The following is an 11,965-nucleotide window of genomic DNA, read 5'->3' on the forward strand; positions in this document are numbered from 1 at the left end:
AATAGTTATTTAAAAAATAACTCATTAATTAATGATCTAAATAACTCGTCAGTCATTTCATCTAAAAAATATTGCATTTAAACTAAAACAACGCTAAAAAATAGCAATAATTATTTCAATGTTTGGGGAGAACAATGGATAGAGGGAAAAAATGTAATTATTGCAATAGCCTTATTACAAGCAGTGATAAAGTATGCAGTTTTTGTGGCTATCAGCAACGTGGATATAATCAAGGATTCAGGATGTTTGCCATTGTTGTAGCAATTATCATTATTATATTTACTTTTTGGGGAACTCGAAAAATTCCTCAGGATCAGGCTTTATCACATACTCAGATTCATTATAAAAATTAACTACTATTTAACATTAAGTGTTTGAAAATTAAATTATATTAATAAAAAAAGCGACGATATCAGAGTAATTTAATATCGTCACTTATCAATAAAACTACCGTTATAAACTAATTTATTGTTATTGGAATCCTGAAATTTTTTAAGATAATGTTAAATTTCTTAATTTTAAAATCTAAAAGCAGGGTAAATAGCTTTTTATTTAACCTTAACGGTTGATACCCAAATATTAAAGCCAGTCGAGAGAGCAGATTTATTCTGCCCAAAAATATATTATTAATATAATCGAAATTTAAATATACTACTTTATAATTTATTAAAAACTGAGGTTCTAAGGAAAAATAACCAGTATAGGCATTATTGATTAATGATAAGTAAAAGCCAGCTTTCTCTTGTGCTTTTAAAAAGCACTCATTAGAGAAATCAGTATTTACGTTAATCATGATAAATCACTTGTACCCAGTTAAAAATCTATTATAGTACTCACTAAAGCATACCAATAATTTCAAGTATGCTTTATGATTTTTATGGTACAGACAGTTCTGTCTATTTGCAATTAAATGTTATCTAAGTGCTAGTTTTTTAACCATCGTGTGATTTTTTGTATAAATTATAAAATTCAACAACTTATCATCAGCATATAGATATTTAAGATAAAAAATAGATTTTTGATCTACAAATTTGATAGAAAAATTGAAGAAATTATCATTATTGAGGTAAATTTGTGCAAATTATGGAGCCAATAAAAACTTAAATATGACTATAGTCTAATGGTTATTTTTAAAATTAATGATTTTTGGATTGTAAGATCAGATTTTCAACAAAAGCCCAGCTGGAATCAAGTTTCATACCACCTGCATAAGCGAAGATATTGGCGTTAACGGTTAAGCCATCCAGTGTCACCATAATGAAATTAGCCAGTGAGGCAGGATGTTGTACACCAATAATTGTCAATAATTCCTCTACAACATCAGTCAGCCACTGCTTGTGATCCTGAGAGATTTGCCGAATCTTTGGGGTGTCCTGTGAGAACTCTTCAGAGGCTTTAATAAACATGCAGCCATAGAAATTAGGTTGCTCAAACCATTTTTCATACCACTGAAAAATACTTTTAATTTTTTCTAAAGGGGTTGTTGCTTCATCCATAGTTTGGATTATACTGGTACGCAACTGCTCATCACGACGGATCAGAATGCTTTCGATCAAGTGTTCTTTAGAGGGGAAATATTTATATAACGTCATTTTAGCGACGTTTGATTCAGAAATAATTCGATCAATGCCAATAGCATGAAAGCCATGCTGCGCAAATAATGCAGTGGCAGTTTCATAGATCATTTCTTTTTTGGAGCTACTTTTCAAGGTTAATCCTTATTCACAATATACTGTATGAGAAATAAATCGCTTGAAGTAAATCGGAGATAGCTAGATTGAATCGATAATTATATCTCTTTTTAGGGTTATTTTCTCGATTAGTTCTAAAAAAATAGAAAATTTGGTAACCAGCGTTTTATACAATATATCGATGCTATTAAGCAAGCTTATTTTAGTAAAATAAAAGATTTTTAAAGTCAGCGTGTTAGATGGTTGTTGGCTTCATACTGATATAACCAGAAGCGATTCCACAAATCACAGTAGTGTATGCACATGGCTTCCAGAGAAGGATAGATTTCTGGAGTACATGCCTGAATCAAAGTAAACCATAGGTCATCTTCATGGTCATCATCAGCTGCAAGGGCTGTATTATCAGATGACACCCCATGTACATAATAGTAACCATGCTCAACATTCAGGCCGACACTTTTAGTGGCTTGTCTTAAGGGCGGGCTGTACAGGATTACCTGTTGTTCTGCAACCGCCAGCAGGGCAACCACGGCAATATAAGTATCATAACTTTTTTCCAGATATTGCCTCACTTCTACAGCAATCTGGCTTGGATTATAGTTCTCACGCTCTGCAATGGAAATATTCAGTTCGTTGAGCACTTTCTCAAACAGTGGATAATGGGCATAGGCTGGATTACCCTGATAGTAATTTATAGTGCTTGTGCCAGGTTGAAATCCAAATTCGTCCAGCACATTCAAAGTAAGCAGGAACCGCGCAATCATTTTAATGCCCGCAGGGAGACGGGGTTCGAGCTGTCTGGCCTGATATTGTGCCATCAATAAGGCATCGGTGAAAATCTGTACGATGGCATGACGATATTCAAGATGAATATTCTTTACCGCTTGATGATTAAAGCGCCCATTAGTCAATAATTCAATCATGGGATTATTTGCTAATGGATGATTTTTAATTTTGTTTTTTAATTGGGCAATAAATTGCTCATTGGTATCCCACAGTTCCTTAGGGATACTTTTTTTTAACTTTTCAACAGCAATTTCTCTAGGTTGATCTATATCAATATGCATAATAATCTAGGATTTAAACGTATGAATAGTTTCATTAAAGAGAATTTATCTATCTAATGTTTAATTTAACTTCATAATTGAAGCATATTTGTTTGGGACAGACAAGTCTGTATCAGTGACTGGTCTGATAAATTTTTAAAGCTTGATTTTAATCATAAAAATTCTATTTTGTGAATTTATTTATTTGGGTTTAAAAGAAAAATCCAAAGCTTGCTAAGACCTCATAATAAAGCAGGAATGTGATAGTCAGGCAGAAAAATCAATGGGAATTTTAATAACAACAATGTATGAGGTTTTATAGCCTCAAACCCATCTTTATATGTAAATATTCGACGTTAATTTAGGAAGAGCGTGAACGATTGTTTGTACGAGAAGTTAAAATTTCAATGGCTCTCTCATGCTATCAATGGAAAAGCTCAAATTTACCGATTGTCTACACCTGACGATTGATTGGCAATTAATGTGGCACCACAGGCAGTTTTATCGCCATGACGGGCAACTGCACGGCCATTGATTAAAAGAGCGCTATCGCCAGTCATAATTGTCGTTACGCCGCCATGCCCTTTTTGCGGACAGGTGACTTTATCACCGACACAGGCAATAGCAACGCCATTGATGGTACTGGTTGAACTACTCTGGATCACTTTGCCCCCATGACTGGTCGTGGCGCCTACGGTAATAATCGCTTTACTCATTGTTATCTCCTGTGAGTTATTCTAATGCTGAAAGTGGCTGGCTACTTTCAGCAACCAGTTTTTCAGCCATTGCTGCATTTCCTAGAATGCCTTTAATCCGAAATTCGGTATGGCCCAGATCCATCATTTTCCAGCGGCCTCCCCAGGTCAAACCTACAGATTCAGCGACTTCGCCATAGTATCGATATCCCTGCATGGCCCATGGATCTTTTTCAGTAATAACAACTTTGCCATTACGCAAAAACGCAACATCACCTGCCAATCCAAACTGGTGATAACTACGGTATCCGGTAGCTTTGGTCACATGCGTTCCCTTGGCAGCCAGCATATTTTGTCGTTGTGGGCTTCGATAACCTTCCAGTAATACCATTTCATAACCATAACGTTCTTTCATAAGCTTAAATACTAGAAGAAGGCGCTGGGCATAACGTGGATTAATCTTGTCCCATTTCCGGTCGGCAAAACGCAGGTCAGTGGTATGCACCGCTGCTAGTGGAATATCAAGAGTGGACGATTGCTGGGCAACTTGTTCAGCTTGCCGGGCAATCGCTTCTGCAGCCACAATCAGTTCTGCGTCAACTTCTGGTGGAGGTACTAGCATTTCACCTTCCAGCAAGGCATAAATTTGTGGGTCAACAGAATTTATGCTTTCGTCATTCAGCATAGGCAGGGTAGTATCGCGGGTTGCCATCCATAAGGCAGGTGACCCGAGTAGGAATATCCCTGCCAATATCACCAATATTTGCTGCTGATCCCAGCCATTGCCAGGTTTTGAGACTTTAATTTTTAGTGATAAGTTTTCGATTTTGCGATAAGAATTCTTAAGATTATACTGACTTTGTGGAATAAGGTTTTTGATACTATTCCATAGGTAAACCCGCCATTGCGTAGACAACAGTATGCCACTCACAATAGTGATCATTAGAAAATACAATAACACTAGCCAGATCATTTTATAAATTTCATTCGATTGCTAGGATGCTTTATTAATCGGTTTTGCATTGATATTTTGGGTTGAATGCTGAATTGACTTTGACGTTTTACTGGATTTATTCAGTTGCATGATGAGCAATTCTATCTGATCAGGTTTTTTAGCCTTTTTTTGATTGTGCTGCGTTGAAGGCAGATTTTTTTTGACTTCTTCTGAGGGTTTTGTAACTACTTTTTTTGCAGGTTTTGCAGGTTTTGCAGGTTTTGCAGGTTTTGCAGGTTTTGCAGGTTTTGCAGGTTTTGCAGGTTTTGCAGGTTTTGCAGGTTTTGCAGGTTCAGTTTCCAGTATTTTAAAAGGATTGGTCGTACCTTTTGCTTTAACAGGCCTTGAATCAGTTTCCGGTTTAACAGGTAGTTCTGGTTGCTGGGCAATAGGTGGTTTATTTGTGGATACAGGAGATAATTTGTCAGGCTGACTGGACATTATACGAGTAGGCGTAACGACAGCGGCAACCTGCGATTCAGGTGAGTTCAAAGGTTTAGCGGCTGCATTAGAACCAGAAATGGCTATTGGGACAGTGTGTTTATCTGCCTTCGTTATAGTTGTCTCTTTATCAGCAGGTTGCAAAGTGATCCAGAACAGAAATAGCGCACTGAGCACACCAATGCAAAAACTCAAAGCAGCCACAAACCAGACGATTTTTCTGGAGACATAATCATTTTTATTCTTGTGCAGTATCTTTAAGGCGGTATGCGGCGTCAGGTCATCATACAGCGAGGGCATCTGCGTTTTTTTAATGTCATTCATGCAGTTTACTCAATCGAAAGTATTTACAGCGTGGTTATATCAAGGCAGGTAAATGGTAAGGTGGGCCTGTTGTTGTGGCGCTGCAATAACCTGGGAATAAGGTGTCATTGCTTTGATTCTTTGCTGCGATAGCAGATAGTGAATCCCTGAAAATGCAAGCACTGCCGATAATGTCAGTAGAATTAGAATCAAGCCCACCGGTATTTCACCGCGAAGTACATGGCGAATCTGGTCTGGAATTGCCCAAAATGGTGCAAATTCTTTTTTCTTACCTTTGAGATAATCGATTTCATCACTAAGGCGGGCAATTAGATAATTAATTTTTTCAGGAGCTTCGAGACGATACTTACCCTGAAAACCAAGTAGCAGACAATAATGAAATACTTCCAGTGCAGCCAGCCGCTCTAAGCCTTGGGCTCGCAAGTTTTCTAATAAATTAAAAAACTTTTCTCCTGCCAGTTGTGAACCAAACAGGCTTAGCTGAAGCGGGGATACTTCCCATTTAGCCTTGATAGATTCCATTGCTGGAGTTTGCTGAACCATGATGGTTTCATCCACCAATGCACAAAATGCATATTTGACGTCATAAATATTTTCAGCAGAAAAACTGGCGCGCCTGGCCTGGTTTTCAAAACTGGTCAAAAAATCATTTAACTGGTTTTGCAGTTGGCTGGCACTTTGCGGGACATAGCCATTCCTTAATAAAAAAACCAGATAAAAACCTTCATATAAAAAGTCCAGTAAGGATTTTTGAACCGGTTTAAATTGCATGGATGCGCTCGTGCTACCAATACCGATATCTCCGTCGTCAAACAGGGAAGGTGCAAGGCTGCTGTCTTTACTCATTGGTGTGATGGCTCTGGATACTGATTGGTTTAGGCGTCAATGATGGCAATGAGTTCTAGCGTCAAATCACTAAAACCACTAGGAATATAAATACAGATCGACTGCTGCTGTAGCATTTGCTCGTACAGCTCTCCATAAGGTTCCACCGCAAAGTACAGCGCCCCGGAGCGTACCGGAATGGCCGAAGGCACATTGCTTAAGTGATTTAAATTAATGGCGGGCAAGGCGGCGAGTACCCGTTTTTCCACATCGTCAGGTGTGCCAACCTTAATTCTGAGAGGAACAGAAGCCACCAGCTCATGGGCGGGTAAAGAGCAATTAATTGCCAGATACAGTCTGGTATTGCGGGTAATTTTGTCGGAGTCCAGACTACCTTGCCAGTAAGAAGGTTTGCTTTCCCGCAAGGTAATATTGAGATAGCGTGTCGAAATAATGGTATCCAGCATTTCACGGATCATACTGTCTAATGCCGTAAATCCGTGCAGCGGCGAGGCATGATTATAAACGGGTAAATTATCCAGTTGATGCACCCGAGAGAATGTCAGCAATGAGCCAGCCAGCCGTAGCAATTCCTGATGTAAGCGTTCCGGATGAATTTGGGGGTGCTGTACAATGTGATTAAGCGCGGCATAACCCGAGTTAAGACTATTTACCAGCCAGAAAGACACTAAGTCCCCAGAGCGAAATTCGACCAGTTGCTGATCAAGTTCACGGTTGTTACTCTGCAGTGACTTGATCTTGGCTCGAATAACGCCCAGCAGACGCTTCACACTGTTTAGCAGCAGGTCTGAACTGTCAACGTGTAATACGGGTGGCATAAAATTTGGGTCAAATTCGTATTCACCGGTAGAGTTTTTACGGATTCGGGCCACTGGAAAATACAGCATGCCATCCAGTTCATGATCAGGCCGCACATGGCTATCCAGTACCCGAAAAAATGCCTGTCGTTGAAGAATGACCACTTCCGACTCAACGGCATCGGTAAAGATATCAGTGCTATTGACCTGTTTGCTACTGTAACGTACCGGCCTGATCTGGTTATGGGACTGAAGGTTACTGCTGCCATTGTGCAGCACTGGAAAAGCAATATAAACAATTGCTTGATCAGAAATTCTGCTGCTATCCAGTTGCAGGCTTTCCGGCAGTAAATCACGCTCTGGGGCTTTGTAAACATCACCATCAGACCAGAGAATATCGATATGGTTTAATGTGAGAATATTGTTTTGCAATTGAATCGCATCAAATTCAATTTTGCGGATACCATAGGGAAAAGCTGATAAGGCATGGATGGTATTATTAAGCCGTTGCTCATGATACAAATCCTGAATCTGAAAATGCTGCGGCCGCAAGAATAATCCTTCACCCCATAATATTTTATTTGCCTGAACCATAAAAACCCTGATGTATATGTTGAAACTTATTTGTGAAATAAACAGTTAGCTGTCATAGCTGGATAACGGAACCCCCAGCATTTCATGCAGGTTTTCCAGAGGGTCATTATGTTTCACCACACTGGCCAGCCATTCATGCAGTGGCATATTGGCCCATTTAATGGTTTTTTTAAGCATGTAACTGACAGGGCTGTGAGGCTCATGGCTGGAAAAATAATCACTAATTTGTTCCAGTATCTGCATAGCCTGTTGACGGTTTTGAATATGGCTGTGGCTATCTGGAAAAAAGCCAGTTTGCTGATCATCATATGAACGGGTAACTTTCTGCAAATGATTGATTTCAGCTGCTGGCGTCTGCTCATTGACCACTATGATAGCCTGCCCACCGTGTTCTTTAAGGTTTCTCTCCAAATGATCAGCAATGCGCTCCAGCACTTGATCAGCAGAAGAAAAAGCTGGTGCATCAATCCCCAGCAATTGATCCAGTAATGTTTTAAAGGTTTTCCAGTGGACAATGGCCTGTTGTAATTGCTTGAAGTTTTCTTGCAATAGCGGAACAGGAGTATGAATTAGCGCTTCCTGATATTGCGCTACAGTCACCTTATGCTCCGGTAAACCATCCTCATAAAGATCTGGATTTTTATCGAGCTGGGTTTTTAAAATCTGGGCTGCTTCGAAATCATTAAAATTCAGTGCTGGCTGGCTGGTAATAGCGATTGTCTTTGGAATTTTCTGCATGAGCTGGACAAACCATTGCAGCAGACTGATGCGCTGATCGAGGTCATTATCTTCAATACTGGGATATAAGGTTGGCCAGTAACGGGAAATTAAGCCATTAATAATTTCCAGCCCCCAGGACATTCCTGCAAAACCATTGGTTTTAATGAGTGCTTCGCAGAGCCAGAAGGCCAGTCGCAAATCTTTTGAATGATGTTGTAATAAGTCCCTGCATTGTTTTTCAACATAAGGCCAGTCAGCAATTTTGCGTTCAGTTACCCAGTCACCTTGGGCCAGCAAAGGGTCATCCTCAAGCCGGGCCTGCTGGATAGCATCAAAAATGCTTGAAAATGTTAAATCCTCGCCACATGGTAATTCACTGGAAACAGGGTGTAATAACGTTTCAATAGAATGCATATCAGTCATTATTATTCCGGGTTCCTATGCCATTTTTTCAGTCGCGGGTATTTGAGCGGTTGATGTCTGAGCAACTGATTTTTGAGTAACTTGACGCTTGGGCTGCTTAGACACTGATTTTTTACTGGCTTTATTATTAGTGTCTGGAAAACTGACCTGATAAACCAGCTGATCATTGACATCAATATCAACAAAAATATGTTCAGGCGCTGTTCCATCTACCATCGCTGTTAAAAGATGAGTGGCCAGATCCGGTAATACTGACGCATTTAAAATATGGTCAATATTACGCGCGCCACTATCAACTTCAGTACAGCGTGATAACACCATTTCTACTAAAGCACTGCTAAACCCAAGGCTGGTTTTATGCTGTATGCGCATGCGTGCCACAATTTTGCCAAGCTTGTGTTCAATAATTTGTACCAGCAAATCGTCATGCAGGGGAAAGTAAGGTGTAATACGCATTCGCCCTAAAAATGCTGGCTTAAAATTCTTATAGAGGGAAGGCAGTAGTGCTTCAACCAGTTGTTGTTCACTTGGCCAGTCTTTAGCAGGCTGGTTAATACATTGCTGCATGATGACAGAAGAACCAATATTTGAAGTCAATAAAATCAGGCAGTTTTTAAAATCTATCAGGCGGCCTTCACCATCTTCAAGTGTTCCCTTATCAAACACCTGATAAAACAGTTCCTGCACATCCTGATGTGCCTTTTCAATTTCATCCAGTAAAATGACACTATAAGGATTACGCCTAACAGCTTCAGTTAAAATACCTCCCTGGCCATAACCAACATATCCAGGTGGTGCACCTTTTAGTGTCGATACGGTATGAGCCTCCTGATACTCAGACATATTAATGCAGATCAGGTGACTTTCGCCGCCATATAATTCTTCAGCCAATGCCAGCGCAGTTTCAGTTTTGCCCACGCCACTAGGGCCAACCAGCAAGAATACCCCTTGCGGCTTGTTTGGGTCTTCTAGCCTGGCACGTGCTGTTTTAATGCCTTGTGTCAAGCTGTACAGGGCTGATGGTTGCCCCATTACCCGTTTTTCCAGTTTTTCTTGTAGGCTTAATACAGCGGTGATGTCATCAGCCTGCATTTTGCCCAGTGGAATACCGGTCCAGTCAGCAATAATCTGACTAACAATCTGTTCATCCACCCGTTCATGCACCAAAGGCTGATGTTGTTGTAACTGTTTTAAATCCTGACGCAACTGAACAATTTCTTGACGTATAAGCAGGGTTTCATGCTGATTAAGCTGATCTTGCAAGTGTAATTGTTGCTGCAGGTTTCTGATTTGAATAACGAGTTTCAGCTCTGCCTGCCATTGCTGGCTAATGGTATTAATTTCATGGGCAGTACAGTCGAGCTGCTGTTGTACTGTTTCTAGCCGGGGAGATGATACATGGTGGAGTGCTTGCTGCTCAGCCTGTAATAGTTCAAGTTCAAGATTCAGGTTATGCTTGCGTGCTTCAAGGACATCAAGTAATGCGGGCTGTGCAGTTTGGGATAGCGCCACTCGTGCGGCAGCGGTATCCAGTACACTGACGGCCTTGTCAGGAAGCTGCCGACCTGTAATATAGCGCTGGGATGCCTGTACAGCAGTAAAAATGGCCTGATCATCAATGCCCACGTTAAAGTGCTGACTCATGACAGGAACTATGCCGCGTAGCATTTGAATAGCCACTTCTACCGTCGGTTCTTCTACTTTTATGACCTGAAAGCGTCGACTTAAGGCAGCATCTTTTTCAAAATATTGTTTATATTCGCTCCATGTGGTTGCTGCAATAGTCCGCAGCTGGCCACGTGCCAAAGCCGGTTTTAACAAATTGGCTGCATCATTTTGCCCAGCCTGGCCACCAGCACCAATAATGGTATGGGCTTCATCAATAAATAAAATAATGGCATGGGCAGATTCATTAATTTCGCGAATGACATTTTTTAGCCGGTTTTCAAACTCACCTTTAACACTGGCTCCGGCCTGTAAGAGTCCCATATCCAGCACATGTAGCTGCACATTGTGTAAGGCCTGTGGCACAAGATTCTGACTGATTTTTAAAGCCAGTCCCTCAACCACCGCTGTTTTCCCAACCCCCGCTTCGCCAGTCAAAATCGGGTTGTTCTGGCGTCTGCGCATTAAAATATCCATCATTTGACGGATTTCGACTTCACGACCAATAACAGGATCAATCCCGCCTTCTTTGGCTCTTTGGGTCAGATTGATTGTGAATTGATCCAGAGCAGGGGTTAATACTTTATCACCAACTGACAAGTTAGCTGAAATTGATGAATCAGATGAATCAACTGATACATCCGCTGAGTGCTGATCCCCGGAATTATTGTTAATAACTTCATGTTCATGGCTCATCAGGCAATAATCAACCAGCTTGTGTTTGATACTGTCTATAGGGAATTCTTCAAACAGGCTAGAGCTACGAATAGCGAGTTGATAAAGCTCAGGTACGGCCAACAGAGCCACCAGTAAGTGTCCACTGCGTATGCTGTGGCTTACCGTTTCTATAGAAGCCAGCAACCATGCCTGCTCTAGTAAACGCATCATTGCTGTAGAAAAAACCGGAGTTTGCTGGTTACCGCGGGCCAGATGCTGAAGCTGTTGATCCAGATCGAGCCTTAGTTTGGCTGTATCCACCTTAAAACGCTGGCAAAGGAGAGATAAATCATTGTTAGGCTGTTTTAAAATTTCAAGGAAAAAATGTTCAATTTCAATTTGGTGATGTGTTTTTGATAAACAAAGATTGGCAGACTGTTCAAGGGCTAAGCGACATGATGGCGATAATTTCTGAATGAGTACTTTTAAGTTTGTCATGTTTAAAACTCGCTTATGTAAATTATCTACTATGTTAGTGATCTTTTTTAAAAGTCTTTAATTGCAACGGCTAGAAGGCAATTGAATCCGCTAAAAATAAAATTGATTAGTTTTTTCAGCTTTAAAACGGCGGATTTATAGAGTGTGGAAGTTTTGCTGTCAAATCCCATTGTTTCTTTTTGTAATTAGAAAAAACTTTATTTATGAGAAATTATTTTAGATATAAATTTATTAATTTAAAAAACTAATATGTGATTCTATCGAGTATTTTATTCATGCTTTTGACAGGTAGCTGGCATTTTAATGTTTAAAACTACAATTAAAACTTAGTTTAAAAACGCGAATAAGTTAAATTAGGTTCATAAAAAGAAATTTAGATAAGATTTACTAATGAAATAGATCTACATTGAAAAAATTATTTTATATAAAAAATAATTAAAATAAAACATTGTAAATAAAAGAAAAATTTTTATTTTATGATTTAGATAAAATGTTAAGTTGATAATTTTCAGGCTAAATTTTAAATAATTATTTTTCTTACAAAACTTTACATTGTAAAAATTGGATAGACCAG

Annotated in this window: 11 protein-coding genes; 1 reads left to right on the forward strand and 10 read right to left on the reverse strand. The window is 39.7% G+C overall.

Going from position 1 to position 11,965, the window contains the following annotated elements; all coding sequences use genetic code 11:
• Positions 1 to 134: 134 nt before the first annotated feature.
• Positions 135 to 353, forward strand: a complete 219-nt coding sequence (locus Q337_RS18765; protein ID WP_156935700.1) for a zinc ribbon domain-containing protein — start codon at positions 135 to 137, stop codon at positions 351 to 353.
• A 107-nt stretch (positions 354 to 460) separates the two neighbouring features.
• Here Q337_RS18765 and Q337_RS0104180 read toward each other — a convergent pair whose 3' ends face one another.
• The 10 genes from Q337_RS0104180 to tssH form a co-directional block, all read right to left on the reverse strand.
• A complete protein-coding gene (locus Q337_RS0104180) occupies positions 461 to 793 on the reverse strand; it encodes a hypothetical protein (RefSeq protein WP_026470524.1) in 333 nt (110 codons plus the stop codon).
• Positions 794 to 1,136: 343 nt separating this feature from the next.
• The gene (locus Q337_RS0104185; RefSeq protein ID WP_026470525.1) at positions 1,137 to 1,709 is read right to left on the reverse strand and encodes a TetR/AcrR family transcriptional regulator; all 573 of its coding nucleotides are present in this window, start codon (positions 1,707 to 1,709) and stop codon (positions 1,137 to 1,139) included.
• Positions 1,710 to 1,918: 209 nt separating this feature from the next.
• The gene (locus tag Q337_RS0104190) at positions 1,919 to 2,758 is read right to left on the reverse strand and encodes an iron-containing redox enzyme family protein (protein ID WP_026470526.1); all 840 of its coding nucleotides are present in this window, start codon (positions 2,756 to 2,758) and stop codon (positions 1,919 to 1,921) included.
• Positions 2,759 to 3,180: 422 nt separating this feature from the next.
• Entirely contained in the window at positions 3,181 to 3,453 is a 273-nt protein-coding gene (locus Q337_RS0104195; RefSeq protein WP_026470527.1) for a PAAR domain-containing protein, read from the reverse strand.
• Between the two features lie 16 nt (positions 3,454 to 3,469).
• Positions 3,470 to 4,375 carry a M15 family metallopeptidase gene (locus Q337_RS0104200; protein WP_228133074.1) on the reverse strand — a complete coding sequence of 302 codons (906 nt, stop codon included), beginning with the start codon at positions 4,373 to 4,375 and terminating at the stop codon, positions 3,470 to 3,472.
• 51 nt (positions 4,376 to 4,426) lie between these two features.
• Complete coding sequence (locus tag Q337_RS18770) at positions 4,427 to 5,191, reverse strand: hypothetical protein (protein ID WP_026470529.1); 765 nt, start codon at positions 5,189 to 5,191, stop codon at positions 4,427 to 4,429.
• Positions 5,192 to 5,230: 39 nt separating this feature from the next.
• On the reverse strand, positions 5,231 to 6,037 hold the full coding sequence (gene icmH / locus Q337_RS0104210; protein WP_026470530.1) for a type IVB secretion system protein IcmH/DotU: 807 nt from the start codon (positions 6,035 to 6,037) through the stop codon (positions 5,231 to 5,233).
• Positions 6,038 to 6,066: 29 nt separating this feature from the next.
• The gene (gene tssK / locus Q337_RS0104215; protein ID WP_026470531.1) at positions 6,067 to 7,428 is read right to left on the reverse strand and encodes a type VI secretion system baseplate subunit TssK; all 1,362 of its coding nucleotides are present in this window, start codon (positions 7,426 to 7,428) and stop codon (positions 6,067 to 6,069) included.
• A 45-nt stretch (positions 7,429 to 7,473) separates the two neighbouring features.
• Entirely contained in the window at positions 7,474 to 8,571 is a 1,098-nt protein-coding gene (tssA, locus tag Q337_RS0104220) for a type VI secretion system protein TssA (protein WP_034279200.1), read from the reverse strand.
• A 15-nt stretch (positions 8,572 to 8,586) separates the two neighbouring features.
• Entirely contained in the window at positions 8,587 to 11,391 is a 2,805-nt protein-coding gene (gene tssH / locus Q337_RS16715; protein WP_051526549.1) for a type VI secretion system ATPase TssH, read from the reverse strand.
• Positions 11,392 to 11,965 lie beyond the last annotated feature (574 nt).

It is taken from the genome of Alkanindiges illinoisensis DSM 15370 (assembly GCF_000619845.1).
Taxonomy (GTDB): Bacteria; Pseudomonadota; Gammaproteobacteria; order Pseudomonadales; family Moraxellaceae; genus Alkanindiges; species Alkanindiges illinoisensis.